This window comes from Erythrobacter sp. RANMB8 (assembly GCF_056848235.1).
On sequence record NZ_JBREHG010000006.1, the window covers coordinates 1 to 20,024 of the forward strand.

At 65.5% G+C, this 20,024-nt stretch carries 12 protein-coding genes; 2 read left to right on the forward strand and 10 right to left on the reverse strand.

What is annotated here, in order from left to right; all coding sequences use genetic code 11:
• Window positions 1-39: 39 nt before the first annotated feature.
• Together trxB and ACU0AG_RS09590 are read right to left on the reverse strand one after the other, a co-directional pair.
• Entirely contained in the window at window positions 40-1,011 is a 972-nt protein-coding gene (trxB, locus tag ACU0AG_RS09585) for a thioredoxin-disulfide reductase (RefSeq protein ID WP_482782055.1), read from the reverse strand.
• Window positions 1,012-1,070: 59 nt separating this feature from the next.
• Entirely contained in the window at window positions 1,071-1,886 is an 816-nt protein-coding gene (locus ACU0AG_RS09590; RefSeq protein ID WP_482782056.1) for a tyrosine-protein phosphatase, read from the reverse strand.
• 189 nt (window positions 1,887-2,075) lie between these two features.
• On the opposite strand from ACU0AG_RS09590, the gene ACU0AG_RS09595 reads away from it, so the two are divergent.
• Window positions 2,076-2,531 carry a response regulator gene (locus ACU0AG_RS09595; RefSeq protein ID WP_482782057.1) on the forward strand — a complete coding sequence of 152 codons (456 nt, stop codon included), beginning with the start codon at window positions 2,076-2,078 and terminating at the stop codon, window positions 2,529-2,531.
• Here ACU0AG_RS09595 and ACU0AG_RS09600 read toward each other — a convergent pair.
• Window positions 2,515-4,173 (reverse strand): acyl-CoA dehydrogenase family protein, encoded by a 1,659-nt coding sequence (locus tag ACU0AG_RS09600; RefSeq protein ID WP_482782058.1) that lies wholly within the window; start codon window positions 4,171-4,173, stop codon window positions 2,515-2,517. The genes ACU0AG_RS09595 and ACU0AG_RS09600 overlap by 17 nt on opposite strands.
• Before the next feature lie 391 nt (window positions 4,174-4,564).
• Here ACU0AG_RS09600 and ACU0AG_RS09605 point away from each other — a divergent pair, with 391 nt between their 5' ends.
• Window positions 4,565-7,897, forward strand: a complete 3,333-nt coding sequence (locus ACU0AG_RS09605) for a TonB-dependent receptor domain-containing protein (RefSeq protein WP_482782059.1) — start codon at window positions 4,565-4,567, stop codon at window positions 7,895-7,897.
• Window positions 7,898-7,975: 78 nt separating this feature from the next.
• Here ACU0AG_RS09605 and ACU0AG_RS09610 read toward each other — a convergent pair whose 3' ends face one another.
• The 7 genes from ACU0AG_RS09610 to ACU0AG_RS09640 all read right to left on the reverse strand — a co-directional run bounded on the left by ACU0AG_RS09610 (window position 7,976) and on the right by ACU0AG_RS09640 (window position 19,994).
• Window positions 7,976-9,142, reverse strand: coding sequence for an acyl-CoA dehydrogenase family protein (locus ACU0AG_RS09610; RefSeq protein ID WP_482782060.1), 1,167 nt, complete (start codon window positions 9,140-9,142; stop codon window positions 7,976-7,978).
• 117 nt (window positions 9,143-9,259) lie between these two features.
• Complete coding sequence (glgX, locus tag ACU0AG_RS09615) at window positions 9,260-10,996, reverse strand: glycogen debranching protein GlgX (protein ID WP_482782061.1); 1,737 nt, start codon at window positions 10,994-10,996, stop codon at window positions 9,260-9,262.
• Window positions 10,997-11,028: 32 nt separating this feature from the next.
• Window positions 11,029-12,657 carry an alpha-D-glucose phosphate-specific phosphoglucomutase gene (locus ACU0AG_RS09620; RefSeq protein WP_482782062.1) on the reverse strand — a complete coding sequence of 543 codons (1,629 nt, stop codon included), beginning with the start codon at window positions 12,655-12,657 and terminating at the stop codon, window positions 11,029-11,031.
• Window positions 12,654-14,111 carry a glycogen synthase GlgA gene (gene glgA / locus ACU0AG_RS09625; protein WP_482782063.1) on the reverse strand — a complete coding sequence of 486 codons (1,458 nt, stop codon included), beginning with the start codon at window positions 14,109-14,111 and terminating at the stop codon, window positions 12,654-12,656. Before glgA ends, ACU0AG_RS09620 begins: the two co-directional genes overlap by 4 nt.
• Entirely contained in the window at window positions 14,108-15,373 is a 1,266-nt protein-coding gene (glgC, locus tag ACU0AG_RS09630) for a glucose-1-phosphate adenylyltransferase (protein ID WP_482782064.1), read from the reverse strand. The genes glgA and glgC overlap by 4 nt, the downstream gene beginning before the upstream one ends.
• A 35-nt stretch (window positions 15,374-15,408) precedes the next feature.
• Window positions 15,409-17,571 (reverse strand): 1,4-alpha-glucan branching protein GlgB, encoded by a 2,163-nt coding sequence (gene glgB / locus ACU0AG_RS09635; RefSeq protein WP_482782065.1) that lies wholly within the window; start codon window positions 17,569-17,571, stop codon window positions 15,409-15,411.
• On the reverse strand, window positions 17,568-19,994 hold the full coding sequence (locus ACU0AG_RS09640) for a glycogen/starch/alpha-glucan phosphorylase (protein ID WP_482782066.1): 2,427 nt from the start codon (window positions 19,992-19,994) through the stop codon (window positions 17,568-17,570). Before ACU0AG_RS09640 ends, glgB begins: the two co-directional genes overlap by 4 nt.
• Window positions 19,995-20,024: the final 30 nt, after the last annotated feature.

Sequence of the window (20,024 nt, forward strand, 5' to 3'; positions counted from 1 at the left end):
AGGCATCTGCGCCACCGAAGGTGGCCTAAGGACAAATCTTCACTCCGCCGCTTCGGTTTCCTTGGCGGCATGGGCGCGGGCGGCGAGGAACCGCTCGCCATCGAGCGCGGCCATGCAGCCCATGCCCGCCGCGGTCACCGCCTGACGATAGACGTGATCGGTGACATCGCCCGCTGCGAACACGCCGGGGATCACCGTTTTGGGCGTGCCGGGTTCGGTGAGGAGATAGCCGCTCTCGTCCATCGGCAGCTTGCCGGTGAACAGCGATGTCGCGGGCGCGTGACCGATGGCGACGAAGGCTCCGTCGACTTCGATGGTCGATGCCTCTCCGGTCGCCGTGTCCTTCAGCGCGAGGTGGTGGAGCATGCCGTTCTCCCCCGCCTCGAAGCTTTCGACCGCCTTGTTCCACAGGACAGTGATCTTCGGGTTGGCGAACAGCCGCTCCTGCAGGATCTTTTCCGCACGAAGGCTGTCGCGGCGGTGGATCAGGGTCACATCGTCGGAATGGTTGGTGAGGTAGAGCGCCTCTTCCACTGCGGTGTTCCCGCCGCCGATCACCGCCACCTTCTTGCCGCGATAGAAGAACCCGTCGCAGGTCGCACAGGCAGAAACGCCTTTTCCGCCAAGCTCTTGCTCGCCCGGAACGCCGAGCCATTTGGCCTGCGCACCGGTGGCGATCACCAGCGTTTCGCCGATATACTCATCGCCGCTGTCGCCGATGGCGCGGAACGGGGGGCCGTTTTCGAGATCGACCGAAACGATCGTGTCCCACATCATGCGCGTGCCGACATGTTCGGCCTGCGCCTTCATCTCCTCCATCAGCCAGGGGCCTTGCACCACGTCGCGAAAGCCCGGATAGTTTTCGACATCGGTGGTGATGGTCAGCTGGCCGCCGGGCTGAAGTCCTTGCACAACAATGGGTTGCAGCATCGCACGCGCCGCGTAGATCGCGGCGGAATAGCCGGCCGGGCCGGAGCCGATGATGAGCATCTTGGTGTGGTGGGTGGCCATGTCGGGGTGCCTTTGCGGAGAATCTCAGGGGCGCGATATGGAGTGCGATTGACCGATTGTCACGCCACCAGACGTTCGCGCAGGCGCGCTTTTTTCGCCTCGTCCACGCCCAGCCTGCCCGCCAGATAGGCATCGAGCGAGCCGTGATCGCGTGTCACCTCGGCGATGTAAGTGTCTATATATTCTGGTAAAACGCCCATCAGATTGTGCAGCGCCTCGGGCTCGATCTCGCCGTAGTGCGCCTGCATGCGGGGAAGCGACTGGCGTTCGAGGATGGCGCGGGTCGGCGCATCATTGGTGCGCAGGAATTCTTCAACAATATCATCGTGATGCACGCCCAGCACATGGAGCAGCAGGGCGACTGCGATGCCGGTGCGGTCTTTTCCGGCGAAGCAATGCACCAGCGAACCGCCATCATTGGCATCCAAGGCATTGAAATAGCGTGAGAACATGTCGATCATCGCAGGATTGACCGGCATCCGCGTATAGACCGCCAGCATCCTCTCGCGCGCCTTTTGCGGGGTCATCACGATCTTCCCTCCGCCCCCTTCGTGTGGCGGGGAATTGCTGGTTTCCCCTTCATAGGCAATCACTTGTGCAGCAAAGTTCGCATGACGCCTGCACGGAAAACCGGCCCTTTCGCTCTCCCCGCGCAGGTCGATCACGGTGCGGATGTCGAGCGCGTGGATCAGGTCGAGATCGCTGTCGGAGGCTTCCATGTGCTGGCCCGAGCGGAACAGCACCCCGCTGCGCACCCGCCCGCCACCCGGCACCGCATAGCCGCCATAATCCCTTAGGTTATGAATGCCTTGGGTCACATAGAACGGGCCGATGCGGTCGCTGTTGGACGCGATTGGGGAGGTTTCTCGAATCATCGCCGGGGACAGTGGCAGGGCCGCAAGGCAGGGGCAAGACGGGGCAGGAAGGGGTCTAAAGGGGGTCTGGAGGGGGTCTAGCGGCTTCTACGGAGGGTCAGGCCAAGCGGGCACACACCGCTGATGGTTAATACCGGGCAAATCCAACACGCACCTTCGCCCCATCCCTTCCCAACAAGGCCCGATCCCATGGCCCGAATCCTGATTGCCGATGATGACGAACTGATCGCCGAACTCGCCAGCGAGGTGCTGATCGATGCCGGCCATGCCAGCGGCTGGGTGACCAGCGCCGAGGCCGCGTGGGAATGTGCGCGGCGCAAGCGGCCCGATATCCTGCTGCTCGATCAGGATATGCCGGGGCAATCCGGCCTCACCCTGCTGCGCCGCCTGCGCGGCTCGCCGCTGCTTTACGATCTGCCGGTGATCATGTTTACCGGCATGAACGGGGCCGAGGACAAGGCGCAGGCGATCTATGCCGGGGCGCAGGATTTCATCTCCAAACCGTTCGACCCGGCCCTGCTGGTCACGCGGGTCAACCGCCTGCTCCAATTGCGCGGCGACCGTCCGCGCCACGTCGATCTGGCGAGCCGGATGCTGGCGCAACAGGGCGCGGCGATGCCCGCCCCGATCAGACGGGTGTGCTGACCCGCTGCCCCGCCAGCAGCCCGCGCCCGATCACCTGCGCCTGAATTTCCGCCGCGCCTTCGAAGATGTTGAGAATCCGCGCATCGCACAGCACCCGGCTGACCGGATATTCCAGCGCATAGCCATTGCCGCCGTGGATCTGCACCGCATTGTCCGCCGCGCTCCATGCGACGCGGGCAGCGAGCAGTTTCGCCATCCCCGCCTCGATATCGCAGCGCGCGGCGCGGTCCTTGGCGCGGGCGGCGAAGTAGGTGAGTTCGCGCGCCATCACGGTTTCCGCCACCATCAGCGCCAGCTTGTCCGCCACCCGCGGAAAACGCACCAGCGATTGCCCGAACTGTTGCCGCCCCAGCGCATAATCGAGCGCGAGGTCAAAGGCGTTCCATGCCACTCCGATCGCCCGTGCCGCGGTCTGGATCCGGGCGCCTTCGAAGGTGCGCATCAGCTGCTTGAAGCCCTGCCCTTCTTCCCCGCCGAGCAATCCGTCAGCCGCCACAGCAAAGCCATCGAACCCCAGCGCATATTCCTTCATCCCGCGATAGCCGAGCACGGCAATCTCGCTGCCGTCGATCCCGTCATCGGGGAACGGCGCGCTGTCTGTCCCCCGGGTCTTTTCCGCAAGCAGCATCGACAGCCCGGCATAGCCCGGCCGCGCCGGATCGGTGCGCACCAGCATCGTCATCAGATCGGCGCGGGCGGCGTGGGTGATCCAGGTCTTGGCGCCGGTCACCCGCCAGCTGCCGTCCGCCTGCCGCTCGGCCCGCGTGCGCACCGCAGCCAGATCGCTGCCGGTATCGGGTTCGGTGAAGACCGCCGTGGGCAGGCAAGACCCGTCGGCAATGCGCGGCAGGAAGCGCGCCTGCTGATCGGGGGTGCCGTTATGCGTGATCAGTTCGCCCGCGATTTCCGAGCGCGTGCCGAGCGAGCCTGCGCAAATCCACCCGCGTGACAATTCTTCCGAGACGACCGCCATGGCCAGCTTGCCCAGCCCCAGCCCGCCGAAGTTTTCGGGGATGCACACGCCGAACACGCCAAGCTGCGCCATTTCGGCAATCACGCCATCGGGGATCAGCGCGTCGGCCAGATGCCACTGATGGGCGAAGGGCGTGATCTTTTCGGCGGTGAAGGCGCGGAAGCTTTCGCGCACCAGATCAAGCGTTTCGTCCCCCAGCCCTTCGTAAGGCCGCACGCCCTGTTCCAGCAGCGCGGCGAGCGCGGCGCGGGTTTCAGGGGTGTTGCCTTCGGCCAGCAGGCGGGCGGTGGCGGGATCGGCGGCGAAGGCGATGGCCGCCTCGCCGGTGCCGAAGGCGGCAGGGCGCACGATTTCGCTCGCGCTCATCGGCAGGCCGTGGGCGATCTGGGCGAGATATTCGCCGAAGCCGACGCGCAGCACCAGTTCTTCCGCCGCACCGAAGGCGCCCGCTGCCTCGGCCCGCACCGCCCAGTCGAGCGTCGCTTCGAGCGCGGCGACCGTCGCCGCCACCCAGGCAAAGCCGTGCACCCGATGCTGGGCCTGTTCGATCAGCGCCGCCTGCGGCTCGCCATCAGGGGCGACCTGCCGGGCCACCGCCCCGCGCACGCTTTCCGCATAAGCCCGCGCCGCGCCAAGGCTGGCCCGCGCCGTTTCGATCCATTCGCTCATGCACCGGGCGTTAGCAGAGGCGCAGGCGTGGTGCGAAGTCGCAAAAGCGCAGCGCACCCGCGGGGTTGTTGCGCAGAGGTGACACCTTGTTGCCAAAACCGGTGTGCGGGGCGGATGCGGCCCGCAATGGCTTGTGCGCGAACGGCGGGGCGGGATATTGCGGATGGCAATTGCCGGCCCCGAGACTGGCATCGCATTGACCGTGGTTGCCCGTGGCAAGGAGCATACTCCGCCCGCGACCAGGCGCAGGAAGAACAGTTCGGGATCACGGTGTTGCGCGGGCCAAATCCCTGCAACAGCGCCGGTTCCACCACCCGTGGCACGGACTGCGCATCCCATGTGCAGCGCTCGTCCGCCTGTATGCTGTTACTTCGAGGTTGAGGCCAAACTTATGCGCAAGATCCCCAATAACCGCTGCTCCGCATCGCTCCCCGCACTTGCGGCTGCCCTGTTTGTCGCAGGCCTTGCCGCCGCGCCTGCCGCCGCGCAGGACAGTGTCGAGGACAGCGAGGCTGCCGCCGAAGACAGCGGCAAGCCGATCATCGTCACCGGTTCGCGCATTGCCCGCGATCCCAACGCGGTCGCGCCGCTGCCGATCAGCACGCTCGACGCGGGCGACTTCAGGAATTTCGGCGCGACCGACACCACCGCCGCGCTGCGCCAGATCCCGGCGCTGATTTCGTCGGGCACCGTGGCGGACTCGATCGAGCGCGGTGCGGGCGGCGTCGGTCAGGCGACGCTCAACCTGCGCCAGCTGGGTGCCAACCGCACGCTGGTGGTGATCGATGGCTGGCGGCACGTTTCGGGCGTGGCCGGATCGCAGACGGTTGACGTCTCGACCATTCCCAACGCGCTGATCGAGCGGGTCGAAGTGCTCACCGGCGGCGCATCGGCGATCTACGGCGCCGACGCGGTGACCGGCGTGGTCAACTATGTGCTCAAGCGCGATTTCGAAGGCGTCACGCTCGATGGCCAGATGGGCATTTCGTCCAAGGGCGACGGGCGTTCGGCGCGGATCGAGGGTGTCGTCGGCAAGAACTTTTCCGAAGGGCGCGGCAATGTGACGCTGGCGGCGGGTTACACCAAGGACAACGAGATCCTGTTCGGTGCGCGCGATTTCACCCGTGACAACGGGCGCGGCAACAACTCGACCACCTATGCCAACCCGCTGCGCCGGTTCCAGCGCGGTGACATCAACCCGGCGACCATGCCGAACTTCGCCAACCGCTTCCGGCTTGGTGGCCCCGGCCCCAATTCGACGCGGTTCCCCTATGGCCCGCTGATCCCGACCGCGGCGCAGATCGCCACGCTGTTCCCCGGCGGCATTACGCCTGCCGAACAGGCGCTGGTTGACCGGGCGGCCAACGCGCCGGCCTTCGCGATCGGCGCCGATCCGCGTTTCGCGATCTCGTCGGGCGCGGGCCTCGTGTTCCGCAACGACTTCGACTACTTCTCGGCCGACGTTAACAACAACGGCATTCCCGATTGTAACGAGAGCTTCATCGGCCGCACCGGCTTTGGTGGCGGCGGGTGCTATGTCACCACCCCCGGCGGCGGCGTGCGGGTGTTCCAGGACGGCATCATCTCGACCGCGTCGAACCAGTTCGGCGGCGATGGCGCGGTGGAACGCACCAACGAAACCTCGCTGATCCCGGGTTCGGAGCGCATCTACGCCAACCTGCGCACCAGCTACGAAGTCTCGAACGCGGCGCGGGTGTGGCTCGATGCCAAGTATGTCCGCAACGACGCGGTCAGCCGCAACAATTACAACACCTTCTATGACAGCCTGCTGATCTTCCCTGACAACCCCTTCATTCCCGACGTGCTGCAAGCCGACGCGGACGAGGCCGGCGGCCTGCGCATCAGCCGCGACTTCCTCGATCTGGGGCCGGGCATTTCCACCGCCAAGCGCGAAACCTATCGCATCGTCGGCGGGATCGAAGGCGAGATCACCCCGCACCTCAAGTATGAACTGGTCGGCAATTACGGCCGCACCGACAATGTCGTCACTGACAGCAACTCGGTGCGCTACGACCGCCTGTTTGCGGCGATCGACGTGGTGACCGATCCCAACACCGGCCGCCCGGTGTGCCGTTCGACGCTGAACCCCAACGCGGCCCCGCATCCGGGTTCGGAAATCTTCCCGGTGATCGCGCCCGGCTTCTTCACCTTCCGTCCGGGCGACGGGCAGTGCGTGCCGGTGAGCCTGTTCAACGGCGTCAATTCGGTCAGCCAGGCCGGTGTGGACTTCATCACCACCCCGACGACCGACCGGTTCCGGCTGGAGCAGACCGTGATCACCGGTATCCTGACCGGCGATACCGGCGGCTTCTTCGAACTGCCGGGCGGCGCGGTGAAATTCTCGGTAGGGGCCGAATACCGCAAGGAAAAGTCGGCCTCGCGCTTCAACGATCTGCTGCTCGGCCTGCTGCCGGAAGGCTCGCCTGCGGGTCCGGCGGGCACCTTCATCGGTGACATTTCGGACAACCAGTCGCTGCTGTTCGATGCGTCATCGCGCACGTTCAACGCCGGCGGTTCGTTCGATGTTGCCGAAGTCTTCGGCGAAGTGCTGATCCCGCTGCTGGCCGACACGCCGTTCTTCGAAGAGCTGAGCTTCGGCGCGGCGGGCCGCTATGCCGATTATTCGACGGTCGGCGGCGCCTTCACCTGGAACGTCAACGGCATCTGGGCCCCGGTCGAGGATATCCGCTTCCGCGGCACCTATGCCCGGGCGATCCGTGCGCCCAACATCGCCGAACTGTTCAGCCCGCAGCAGGGCACGACCTTCCGTCCGTCTGATCCGTGCGATGCCGGTCTGATCGATCTGGAACCCAACCGCCGCGCCAACTGCATCGCTGCAGCCACGGCGCTGGGCTTCGGCGCGAACTTCATCACCGGCAACCCCGGTGCCGGGATCGCACCCTATGAAGACCCGCTGACCGCGCGGTTCTCGGGCACCAGCGGGGGCAACCCCAACCTCAAGGAAGAAACCGCCACCACCTGGTCGGTCGGCACGGTGATCCAGCCGCGTTTCATCCCGGGGCTGTCGCTGTCGGCGGATTACTACTCGATCACGATCGATAACGCGATCCAGGCGGTGACCGCGCAGGACATCGTCAATTCCTGCTATGACCTGCCGACCTTCCCGAACGATTTCTGCAACCTGTTCCGGCGCAACGGACCGGGCAGCAGCACGCCGTTCGGGTTCAACTTCCTCCAGCAGACGCAGATCAACTTCGCCGCACTCGAAACCCGCGGGATCGATTTCCAGGCCAATTACGGCTTCGAGCTCGGGCAGAACATGTTCAACCTCAACGTCGGCGGCAACTGGACCGAGCGGCTCAACCGCTTCTTCGATCCGGTCGATCCGACCTTCGTGAACCCCGGCCTGCGCGAACTGGGTGCGCCCGAATGGGCGGGCTTCGGCTCGGTCACCTGGAAGCGCGGCGATTTCATGCTGAATTACGGGGTGCAGTACATCGATTCGACCGCAGCCGCCTCGGCCATCCAGATCGAGCGGATCGAGGAAGAATTCGGCCCGGCCGGCTTTGCGCCTGCCTACTGGCTGCACAATGTCGCCTTCAACCTCGATGCCACCGACCAGATCACCTTCTACGGCGGCATCAACAACCTGACCGACGAGGAGCCTTACCTGTCGAGCTCGGCCTATCCGGTTTCGGGCATCGGCCGCACGCTGTTCCTCGGAATCACGGCGCGGTTCTGATCAGGCGCGCATAACGCACAAAAAAGGGGCGGGATGGTTCAAGGCCATCCCGCCCTTTTTTGCTGCCCGGACCTGGCTTTACTCGTAGGTGCCGAGCAGATTGCGGGCGACCACCCAGTTGTGGATCTCGCTCGGCCCGTCATAGATGCGCATGGTGCGCAGCTTGTTGCTCATCAGGTAAAGCGGCAGTTCGCGGGTCATCCCCATGCCGCCGTAAAGCTGCATCGCGTGATCGACGATGGTGTAGGCTTCCTCGATGCAGAAGCTCTTGATCATCGAGATTTCGCTGCGGGTGTCGCGGCCCTGATCGATCTTCCAGGCGCAGTCATAAGTCATCAGCCGCATCGCGTGGATCTTGGTCGCGGCGTCGGAAATCCAGTTCTGCACCGTCTGGCGCGCCGACAGCGGCTTGCCGAAGGTGTTGCGCTGGGGCGCGTAATCGATCATCATTTCCATGGCGCGCTGGGCCATGCCGATCGCCCATGATGCCATTTCGATCCGCCGGGTGCCGAGCCGCACCTGCATCGGCGCAAAGCCCTGCCCCCGCTGGCCCAGCAGCTTCCACCCCGGCACGCGGCAATCGTCCAATGCGATTTCATAGGTCGCGGTGCCATCGATCATCGGGATCTTGCGCAGCACGTTGAAACCGGGCGTGTCGCGATCGACCAGAAACGCCGACATGCCGTTGCGGCCATTGGGGTTCTTGTCGGTCACCGCCATGAGGATGGTGAAATGCGCCTGATCGCCCTTGGTGATCCAGATCTTGCGGCCGTTGATGATCCAGTCATCGCCGTCCTGCACCGCGGTGGTCACCATGCGCTGCGGATCGGCGCCCGCGCCGGGTTCGGAGATGCCGATGGCGCTGATCGTCTCGCCGCGCACATAGGGTTCGAGATAGGCTTTACGCTGGCGTTCGTCGGCGGCGACCATCAGCATCCTGAGGTTCGGGGAATCGGGCGGCAGGAAATAGGGCACGATGGTCTTGCCCAGTTCCTCGCCCACGCCGACCATCGCCACCATCGGCAGGTTCATGCCGCCGACTTCCTCGGGCGCATCCAGCCCCCACAGGCCCAGTTCGCGGCTGACCGCATCGACCTCGGCGGTTTCCTCGGGCGTGAGGTAGGTGCCCTGCCCGATATTCTCGCGCGCGATCACGGCGGCCTCGCGCGGCAACAGCTGGTCACGGACGAAATTGGCGACCAGATCCTTGAGCATCACATGTTCGTGATCGAGCTCGAAATTCATTCCTGAGGTATCCCCGTTTGTGGTTGGGTGCATGTGTGTGCGCCCCTGACAACACAAGATACGGCCAATGTCACCCGCGCAGATTGATGGTGGGCGGGAATTTTTCGGCGCGCCGGCCTAACCCGCGGTGCGGGCGGAGCGGCTGATGGCGAAACCCGGCCGCTGCGATCCGGCGGGGGGATGCCAGCTGACCCCGTCGGTGGCAGGGTCCTGCCACTGGTGCGGGGCAAGCGGCGCGCCATCCGGTCCCAGCCATTGCCCGCCTTCGGGAAACTGCGCGAAAGCGGCGAGGTTGGCGGCGCGCGCAGCGGCAAGGCTGGCAGTAAAATCCTCCAGCGCCGCATCGCGCCCCGCCCAGTCCACCGGCATGGTCTGGCAATAGGCGTTGTTGTTGCCGTGCTGGCTGCGGCCGAATTCATCGCCTGCGGTGAGCATGATCGTGCCGGTCGAAGCGAACAAAGTGGCCAGCATGGCGCGGATATCGGCAGCCCGGCGGGCGCGGATGTCAGGGTCATCCGTTGCTCCCTCGGTGCCGCAGTTCCACGAATGGTTTGCGCCGTGCCCGTCGCGGTTATCCTCGCCATTGGCGTGATTGTGGCGGTGTTCGTAGCTGGCCGTGTCGGCGAGCGTGAAGCCGTCATGCGCGGCAAGGAAATTGACGCTGCGGCAGTCGCTCCCGAACAGATCGGATGATCCGGCGATGCGGGTGGCGAGATCGCCGATGGTGCCGGTGCCCTTCCAGAACCGGCGCACATCGTCGCGGAACCGGTCGTTCCATTCGAGCCAATGCGGCGGGAATTGCCCGAGCTGATAGCCGCCGGGGCCGATATCCCACGGCTCGGCAATCATGATGCGGTCAGACAGCAGCGGCTCGGCGGCGAGTTCGGCGAAGATCGGGGCTTCAGGGTCAAAGCCGGGGCCGCGCGCGATGACGGGGGCGAGGTCGAAGCGGAAGCCGTCGATCCCGCAATGCGTCACGAAATGGGTGAGCGTGTCGATCATCAGCCTGCGGACATGCGGATTGGCGAAATCGAGCGTGTTGCCGCAGCCGGTATCGTTGATCAGCGCGCCATCGGGGGCGCGGGCATAGGCGGCAGGGTCGATCCCGCGCAAGCTGAGCGTGCCGCCGTGCACATCGCTCTCGCCCGAATGGTTGAACACGAGGTCGAGGATCACGCCGATCCCCGCTTCGTGCAGCGCCGCCACCGCCCCGCGCAGTTCTGCAACGCCGCCCGGACACAGGCCGGGATCGAGCGCCATCATCGCCACGGGGTTGTAGCCCCAGTGGTTTGCGAGGCCGAGCGGCGGCAGGTGGCGTTCGTCGATCCATGCAACGACGGGCATCAGTTCCACCGCGCTGACATGGAGTTTTGTGAGGTGCGCGATCACGGCGGGGTGCGCGAGCGCGGCGATGGTTCCGCGCTGCTCTGCCGGAACATCGGGATGGAGCGCGGTGAGACCCGCCACATTGACCTCGTAGATCAGCCCTCCGCGCCGGAAACGCGGCGGCTGGTGCGGCACCTGCGGCAGCGGCGCCTGCACCACAGCGCGGGGGACAATGTCGGCGGTATCCTCGCCAAACACGGCCAGCCGCGGATGCTGGACGAAGCGGCGGTCGAGTTCGAGCGCATAGGGATCCACCAGCAGCTTGGCCGGATCGAACCACAGGTCCTGCTCCGGCGCATAGGGGCCGTGGGCGCGGTAGCCGTAGCGGGTGCCGGTGCGGTCCCCCGGCAGGTCGAGCGTCCACACCTCGCCATGGCGGGTCATGGCATGGCGGGTTTCCGCCCCGCCCGCGAACAGGCACAGGTCCAGCCCCTCGGCCAGCGGAGCGCGCACGGCGAAGCGGGTCACACCGTCCGCGACATGCGCACCAGGCCGCTGCGTCACGTCACCACATCGGGTGCAGTGCGGCCCGTGTGGGCGGCGATTCCGGCCATCGCCTCGGCCGCAGCAATCAGATCGGCGAGCATCGCGGGTGTCTCCTCCGCCAGAAGCCCTTCAGGGGCTTCGTAGCGTTCGAGATAGACCCGCAAGGTCGCGCCCTCGGTCCCCGTGCCCGACAGGCGGAACACGATCCGCGATCCGCAGGCGAACATCACCCGCACGCCCTGATTGCGGCTGACCGAGCCATCGACCGGATCGGTATAGGCAAACTGGTCGGCGGCGGAGACTGTCAGCGGGCCGAAAGCCTTGCCCGGCAGATGTTCAAGCGAAGCCTCCAGCGCCGCCATCAATGCGTTCGCCTTGTCGGTCGCTATCGCCTCGTAATCGTGGCGGGCGTAGTAGTTGCGCCCGAACCGCGCCCAGTGCTCCTGCGCCAGCTCGGCCACCGGCTTGCCTGTCACAGCGAGGATGTTGAGCCACAGCAGCACCGCCCACAGCCCGTCCTTCTCGCGCACGTGATCGCTGCCGGTGCCGGCGCTTTCCTCGCCGCAGATCGTGGCCTTTCCGGCATCGAGCAGCGTGCCGAAGAACTTCCACCCCGTCGGCGTTTCCCATGCCGGAATGCCCAGCGCTGCGGCCACCTTGTCCACTGCCGTGCTGGTCGGCATCGAGCGTGCGATGCCCTTCAGCCCTTGCGAGTAGGCAGGCGCGAGGTGCACGTTCGCCGCCAGCATCGCCAGCGAATCCGACGGGGTGATGAATACGCCGTTGCCGATGATGAGGTTGCGGTCCCCATCCCCGTCCGACGCCGCGCCGATGGCGGGCGCGTCTGCCGACATCATCAGTGCATGAAGCTCTGCCGCGTGGACGAGGTTGGGATCGGGGTGATGCCCGCCGAAGTCCTCCAGCGGCGTGCCATTGCGCACCGTGCCTGCCGGAAAGCCCAGGCGGCCTTCCAAAATCTCGGTCGCATAAGGCCCCGTCACCGCGTGCATCGCGTCGAACGCCATGGTCAGCGCGCCGCTTGCCGCCGCGCTGCGGATCGCGGGGAAATCGAACAGTTCCTCCATCAGATCGGCATAGTCGGCGACGGGATCGATCACCTCGACCACCATATCGCCCACCTTGCTCGTGCCGATCCGGTCGAGATCGACCGTGCCTTCGACCATCAGCCAGCGGTCGATGGTCTGCGTGCGGGCATAGATCGCCTCGGTCACGGCTTCGGGCGCAGGGCCGCCATTGGCGATGTTGTACTTGATGCCGAAATCCTCGTCCGGCCCGCCGGGATTGTGGCTGGCCGAGAGGATCAAACCGCCGCTTGCGCCATATTTGCGGATCACGTGGCTGGCGGCAGGCGTCGAGAGAATACCGCCCTGCCCCACCAGCACGCGCGCATAGCCGTTGGCCGCCGCCATCTCTATGGCGCGGGCGATCACCGTGCGGTTGTGGAACCGCCCGTCCCCGCCGATCACCAGCGTCGATCCCGCAGGCCGTTCGGCCACATCGAACACGCTCTGGATGAAATTCTCGGCATAATTGGGCTGCGCAAACACCCGCACCTTCTTGCGCAGGCCCGATGTGCCGGGCTTCTGCCCTTCGAAGGGCGTGGTGGCGACTGTCGTGATCATCCCTGTTCCCCGATCAACTGGCGGTAGAGCGCGGCATAGGCAGCGCCGCTGGCCCCCCACGAAAAATCTGCGGTCATCCCGTTCTTCTGCATCCGCTTCCATGCGGGCCCTTGCGCGAACAGCTCCACCGTGCGGCTCACCGCCATCGCCAGTGCATTGTGGCTGACAGCGTTCATCTGGATGCCGGTGGCCACCCCTGCGGAAAGAGCGGCGGGGTTGGCGTCGATCACCGTATCGGCGAGGCCTCCCGTGCGCGCCACCACCGGCACGCAGCCATAGGCGAGGCCGTAAAGCTGGGTCAGCCCGCAAGGCTCGAACCGGCTGGGGATCAGGATCGCATCGCCCCCGCCCTGCAAGCGGTGCGAGAGTGCCTCGTCATAGCCGATCCGCACGCCCACACGCCCCGGATGGCGGGCGGCGGCGGCGTGGAAGGCCTGCTCGATCTCGGCATCGCCCGATCCCAGCAGCGCGAGCCGCCCGCCGATGCCGACAAGGTGATCGAGAACGCCTGCGAGCACATCCATGCCCTTTTGCCAGGTCAACCGGCTGACCACGATGAACAGCGGACCGTCATCGCGGGTCAGAGCGAACTCCTTCTCGATCGCCCGCTTGTTCTTCGTCCGCCCGGCCAGCTTCGCGGCGCTGAAATTCGCCGCGAGGTGCGGGTCGGTGGCGGGGTTCCATTCGGCCGTGTCGATGCCGTTCAGGATGCCGTGCACGCAATTCGAGCGGGCGAGGATAAGCCCCTCCAGCCCCATCCCGAATTCGACGCTGCGGATCTCGCCCGCATAAGTCGGGCTGACAGTGGTGATCGCATCGGCCAGCTGCATCCCCGCCTTGAGGAAACCGACCCCGCCATAGCTTTCGACCGCATCGACATGCCAGGCTTCGGGCGGCAGGCCCAGGTGCGGGAAGATGTCGGCGGGGTAGTATCCCTGAAACGCCATATTGTGGATGGTGATGATGCTTGGCACCGCCTGCCCGCCGGGCAAAGGGGCGAGCTTCAGATAGGCAGGCACCAGCCCTGCCTGCCAGTCATGTGCGTGGACCAGATCGAAGGCGCGCCCCTTCACCGCCCCGCCGGCAATATCGGCAGCCGCGCGGGCGAAGGCGGCAAAGCGCCGCCAGTTATCGTCCCAGTCGCGCCCCGATGCATCGGCGTAAGGCCCGCCCTCGCGATTGAAGAGCGCTGGCGCATCGAGCACCAGCAGCGGCTGCGCGCCCAGCTTGCCCGCCAGCAAGCGCGCAGGCGTGCCGAGCAGCGCATCCCACTTGTGCACCGCCTTGGCCTTACCCAGCTTTGCCAGCACCGCCGGATAGCCGGGGACAAAGGTGGTCACCTCCACCCCCTGCGCCGCCAGCGCGGCGGGCAGCGCGCCTGCCACATCGGCGAGACCGCCGGTCTTGACCAGCCCCGCCGCCTCCGATGCAACCGACAGGACTTTCATGCTCATAGTTTCAGCTTCGCCATCATGTCGCGGGTGACCAGCACCACGCCCTTTTCCGACACGCGGAAGCGCTGTGCGTCCAGCACCGGGTCTTCGCCGATCACCATGCCTTCAGGGATACGGACCCCGGAATCGATGATCACCTTGCCCAGCCGCGCCCCGCGCCCGATATTGCAATAGGGCAGGATCACCGCCTCGTTGACGGTCGAATAGGAGCCGATCTTGACGCCCGTGAACAGCAGGCTGCGACGCACTTCCGAGCCGGAGATGATGCAGTCTCCGGACACCAGCGATGATACCGCAAACCCGCGCCGCCCGTCTTCATCGTGGACGAACTTGGCCGGCGCGGCGACCACGGCATCGGTCCAGATCGGCCAGTCCCGGTCATAGAGGTTGAGCTTGGGCACGGTGTCGGTGAGGTCGAGGTTCGCCTCGAAATAGGCGTCCAGCGTGCCGACATCGCGCCAATACTCCTCGATCTCCTCGGCAGCGCGGATGCAGGAATTGGTGAAGCGGTGCGCGACCGCTTTGCCGTGCTTGACGATGTAGGGGATGATATCGCCGCCGAAATCGCGCTTCGATTGCGGATCGTCGGCATCGCGGCGCAATTGTTCGAAGAGGAAATCCGTGTTGAAAACGTAGATCCCCATCGAGGCCAGCGCCATGCTTTCGTTGCCCGGAATGCCCGGCGGGTCTTTGGGCTTTTCGACGAAGGCGGTGATGGTATCGGCAGCGTCGACCTGCATCACCCCGAAGCCGGTTGCCTCCATGCGCGGCACCACCAGGCAGCCCACGGTCACATCCGCGCCCGAATTGACGTGCTGTTGCAGCATCAACTCGTAATCCATCTTGTAGATGTGGTCGCCCGCCAGGATCACCATGTATTTGGGCGCGAGGCTGGCGATGATGTCCATGTTCTGGAACACCGCGTCGGCTGTGCCTTCGTACCACTGGTTTTCCGACACGCGCTGGCTGGCGGGCAGGATGTCGAAGCTTTCGTTACGTTCCGGGCGCAGAAAGGTCCATGCGCGCTGCATGTGGCGGATCAGGCTGTGCGCCTTGTATTGCGTCGCCACCCCGATGCGGCGGATGCCGGAATTGATCGCGTTCGACAGCGCGAAGTCGATGATGCGGGACTTGCCGCCGAAATAGACCGCCGGTTTGGCGCGCCGGTCGGTCAGTTCCATCAAGCGGCTGCCGCGCCCGCCGGCCAGCACATAGGCCATGGCGTCACGCGCCAGCGGGCGTCCAGACGTTCTCTCAATCATCCCAACTTCTCCCCTTGGTGCTTTTGTTTTGTTTCTTATCCGGCAAATTGCAGCATTATCGTGGCAAGCGGTGGCAGCACGATGTGGGCTGCGCCGTCTGTCGCGGTGACGCTGCCCATGTTGCCCTTGCCGCTGCCGCCGTAGATTGCGGCGTCGGAATTGAGCACCTCGGCCCACACCCCGTCATGCGGCAGGGGCAGGCGGTAAGCATCGTGGAGCGCGGGCGTCATGTTGGAAATCACCGCCACCGGCGCCTCGCCCGGAGCCTTGCGCAGCCATGCGAATACGGAGTTGTCGGCATCGTCGGCGATCAGCCATTCGAACCCCTCGCCCTCGCAATCGCGGGCGTGGAGCGCGGGCGTGCCGCGATAGAGGCGATTGAGGTCACGGATCAGATCGGCGACGCCGCGGTGCGCGGGCGCATCCATCAGCTCCCAGTCAAGCGCCCGCTCCTCGCTCCATTCGCGGCGCTGGGCGAATTCCTGCCCCATGAACAGCAGCTTCTTGCCCGGATAGCCCCACATCATCGCGTAATAGGCGCGCAGGTTGGCGAATTGCTGCCAGTCATCCCCGCTCATCTTGCCGAGGATCGTGCCCTTGCCGTGCACCACCTCGTCATGGCTCAGCGGCAGGACGAAATTCTCCGAGAAGGCATAGACGAGGCCGAAGGTGATCTCGTTATGGTGGTATTTCCGGTGCACCGGATCACGCCCCATGTATTGCAGCGTGTCGTGCATGAAGCCCATGTTCCACTTGAACCCGAAGCCCAGCGCCGTGCGCGGGCTTTCGTCGAAAGCGGGATGGGAGACGCCGGGCCACGAGGTCGATTCCTCGGCAATCGTCATCACGCCATTATGGGTGCCATAGAGCGCCTTGTTGGTGGCGCGCATGAATTCCACCGCCTCCCAGTTTTCGCGCCCGCCTTCGGCATTGGGGATCCACTCGCCGTCCTTGCGCGAGTAGTCGCGGTAGAGCATCGAGGCGACCGCATCGACGCGCAGGCCATCGACATGGTACTGCTCGGCCCAGAACAGCGCGTTGTTGACGAGGAAGCTGCGCACTTCCTTGCGCCCGAAATTGTAGATCGCGGTGTTCCAGTCGGGGTGGAAACCGAGGCGCGGGTCTTCGTGTTCATACAGCGCCGTGCCGTCGAAGCGGGCAAGGCCATGCTCGTCCACCGGGAAGTGGGCTGGCACCCAGTCGATCAGCACGCCGATCCCGGCGCGGTGCGCCCCGTCGACGAAGCGGGCGAAGCCCTCCACGTCGCCGAACCGGGCGGACGGCGCATAGAGCCCGGTGGTCTGGTAGCCCCAGCTGGGATCATAGGGATGCTCCGAGACCGGCAGGAATTCGATATGGGTAAAGCCCATCTCGGCGGCATAGGGGATCAGGCGCGCGGCCATTTCGTCCCAGGTCAGGAACCAGCCATTGTCGTCCCGCTGCCACGATCCGGGGTGGACTTCGTAGATCGATATCGCCTCGCGCCGGGGATCGACGCTGGCCCAGTGCTGGCGGTGGGCATCATCGCCCCATTCGCGCTTGCCGGGGCGGGCGACGATGCTGGCGGTCTTGGGCCTGAGTTCGCTGGCGAAGGCGAAGGGATCGGCCTTCAGCGGCTGCACCGTGCCATCGGGGCCGGTGATGCGGTATTTGTAGGCCGCGCCTTCGCCGATGTCGGGGATGAAGATTTCCCACACGCCGATATCGACGCGGCGGCGCATCATGTGGGCGGACGCGTTCCAGCCGTTGAAATCGCCCACCAGCGTGACGCTGCGCGCATTGGGCGCCCACACCGCAAAGTGCACGCCCGAAGCACCCTCGTGATGGATCACATGCGCGCCGAGCTTGTCGAACAGGCGGAAATGGGTGCCTTCCGCGATCAGGAAATCGTCCATCGGCCCCAGCACCGGGCCGAAGCTGTAGGGATCGGTCACCCACCATTCGTGGCCGTTCCCGCGGCAGCGGTAGCGCACCGGCTTGGGCTTGCCTCTCAGCCTGCCTTCGAACAGCGGGCCATCGACCCGCGTCATTTTCCCGAGCCTGCCGCCCTTCAGCGAGAACGCCTCGGCCTCCTCGGCCCCGTGCAGGATGGCGCGGGCGAAGGTGCCTTCCGGCCCTGCGTGCGGCCCGAGCAGCGAGAACGGATCGGCGTGCGATCCATCGAGCAGTGCAGCGATGGCGCTCGCCGGGGGTTTCACATCACGCCCCAGATATCGCGGGCATATTCGGAAATCGTCCGGTCTGACGAGAACCAGCCGACGTTGGCGATATTCATGATCGCCGATTCCCGCCACTTGGGCCGGTCGCACCAGCGCCGGTCCACCTCGCGCTGGGCAGCGGCGTAACTGTCGAAATCGGCCGCGACCATGAACCAGTCGGAATGCATCAGCGCATCCATCAGCCCGGCATAACGCGCCGGATCATCGGGGCTGAAAACCCCGCTGGCGATGGAATGCACCGCCTGCGCCAGCTCGCGGCTGCCTTCGATCACTTCGCGCGGATTGTAGCCTCCGGCCCGCTTGGCCGCGACTTCCTCTGCCGTCAGCCCGAAGATCACGATGTGATCGCGCCCGACGTGCTCCATGATCTCGATATTGGCACCATCCAGCGTGCCGATGGTGAGCGCGCCGTTGAAGGCGAACTTCATGTTGCCGGTGCCCGATGCTTCCATCCCGGCCGTCGAAATCTGTTCCGAAAGGTCCGCCGCCGGAATGATCCGCTCGGCCAGACTGACGTTGTAATTGGGGACGAACAGCACCTTCAGCACCTCGCCCACGGATGGATCGGAATTGATCCGGCGGGCGATGTCGTTGGCGAGTTTGATGATCAGCTTGGCGTTGTGATAGGTCGGCGCCGCCTTTCCGCCGAAGATCTTCACCCGCGGCACCCAATCGCGTTCGGGATGGCTGCGGATCTGGTCATACAGCGCGACGGTCTCGATCAGATTGAGCAGCTGGCGCTTGTATTCGTGGATGCGCTTGATCTGCACATCGAACAGGGCATCGGGATCGAGCCGGATGCCGGTGAGTTCGCGCAGATGGTTCGACAGATCGACCTTGTTGGCGCGCTTCACCTCGTCCACCCGCTCGGCAAAGGCGGCGTCGGTGGCGAATTTGGCGAGGTCGGAGAGCTTCTCCGTCTCGGCCAGAAAGCCGTCGCCGATCGCCTCGCGCACCAGCCCTGTCAGGCGCGGGTTCGACTGGTGCAGCCAGCGTCGCGGGGTCACCCCGTTGGTCTTGTTGTTGATCCGCTCGGGATAGAGCCTGTGCAGATCGGCAAACACGGTCTGCTTCATCAGATCGGTGTGCAGCGCCGCCACGCCGTTGACCGAATGCGCGCCGACAAAGGCAAGGTTGGCCATCCGCACGCGGCGTTCGCCATGTTCGTCGATCAGCGAGATCGCCGCGATCGCCGCATCGTCCATCCCCGCCTTGCGCGCCTCGCGCAGCACCTTGGCGTTGATCGCGTAGATGATCTGCATGTGACGCGGCAGCATCCGTTCGAACAGCGGCAGCGGCCAGCTTTCCAGCGCTTCGGGCAGCAGGGTGTGGTTGGTGTAGGCGATGGTGCGGCGGGTGATGTCCCACGCCTCGTCAAAGGCGAGCCCGTGTTCGTCCTTCAGCAGCCGCATCAGCTCTGCCACCGCGACCGAGGGGTGGGTGTCATTGAGCTGGATCGCCGCCTTGTCGGGCAGCGTGCGCACGTCGCCGTGATACTGCACATGGCGGCGCACGATGTCCTGAATGCTGGCCGAGGAGAAGAAGAACTCCTGCCGCAGCCGCAATTCCTGCCCCGCGGGCGTGGAGTCCGCCGGATAGAGCACCCGCACAAGGCTGTCGGCGCGCACCTGCGCCGCCAGCGCCCCGGCGTGATCGCCGGCGTTGAAGGCTTCGAGCTGGATCGGGTCCATCGCGTTGGCCGTCCACAGCCGCAGCGTGTTGACGCGCTTGCCCTGCCAGCCGACCACGGGGGTATCGACCGCGGTCGCCTCGATCTTTTCCGCCGGGATCCAGCGCACGCTCGCCCCGTCGCTCACCACCTCGCCGCCGAAGCCGACGCAATAGGCGCTTTCGCGGCGTTCGAATTCCCACGGATTGCCATGCGCAAGCCAGGTTTCGGGCAATTCCACCTGCCAGCCTTCGTCGATGCGCTGGCGGAACATCCCGTTGATGTAGCGGATGCCGTAGCCGAAGGCCGGGATGTCGAGACTGGCGAGGCTTTCCATGAAGCACGCCGCCAGCCGCCCCAGCCCGCCATTGCCGAGCGCCGCGTCAGGCTCAAGCTCCTCCAGCCGCGCCAGATCGAGGCCGTGTTCGTGCAACGCCTGCTCCATCGCGCGCGTCATGCCCAGGTTCGACAAAGCATCGCGCAGCAGCCGCCCGATCAGGAATTCGAGGCTGAGATAATAGACCCGCTTGCCCGCCGCATCATGGGTGCGCGCGGTGGAGGCAAACCAGTTGTCGATAATGTCGTCGCGCAGCGCCAGCACCGCGGCATTGTACCAGTCGTGCGGTTTGGCGGCGCGTTCGTTCTTGCCGACGCGGTGGTGCAGGGCATCGAGAATGCGCGCATCGAGTTCGGCGGCCTTTGCGGTCTTGTTGCCATTGGCGCTGCTTGTCATGCGGCGTGCATTCCCCTGTTGAATGTGAGC

What these genes read in the sequence shown, in the direction of transcription:
- trxB (WP_482782055.1), bottom strand. Translation starts at nt 1,011, where the DNA reads ATGGCCACCCACCACACCAAGATGCTCATCATCGGCTCCGGCCCGGCC.
- ACU0AG_RS09640 (WP_482782066.1), bottom strand. Translation starts at nt 19,994, where the DNA reads ATGACAAGCAGCGCCAATGGCAACAAGACCGCAAAGGCCGCCGAACTC.
- ACU0AG_RS09610 (WP_482782060.1), bottom strand. Translation starts at nt 9,142, where the DNA reads ATGAATTTCGAGCTCGATCACGAACATGTGATGCTCAAGGATCTGGTC.
- ACU0AG_RS09620 (WP_482782062.1), bottom strand. Translation starts at nt 12,657, where the DNA reads ATGATCACGACAGTCGCCACCACGCCCTTCGAAGGGCAGAAGCCCGGC.
- ACU0AG_RS09605 (WP_482782059.1), top strand. Translation starts at nt 4,565, where the DNA reads ATGCGCAAGATCCCCAATAACCGCTGCTCCGCATCGCTCCCCGCACTT.
- ACU0AG_RS09595 (WP_482782057.1), top strand. Translation starts at nt 2,076, where the DNA reads ATGGCCCGAATCCTGATTGCCGATGATGACGAACTGATCGCCGAACTC.
- glgA (WP_482782063.1), bottom strand. Translation starts at nt 14,111, where the DNA reads ATGAGCATGAAAGTCCTGTCGGTTGCATCGGAGGCGGCGGGGCTGGTC.
- glgC (WP_482782064.1), bottom strand. Translation starts at nt 15,373, where the DNA reads ATGATTGAGAGAACGTCTGGACGCCCGCTGGCGCGTGACGCCATGGCC.
- ACU0AG_RS09600 (WP_482782058.1), bottom strand. Translation starts at nt 4,173, where the DNA reads ATGAGCGAATGGATCGAAACGGCGCGGGCCAGCCTTGGCGCGGCGCGG.
- ACU0AG_RS09590 (WP_482782056.1), bottom strand. Translation starts at nt 1,886, where the DNA reads ATGATTCGAGAAACCTCCCCAATCGCGTCCAACAGCGACCGCATCGGC.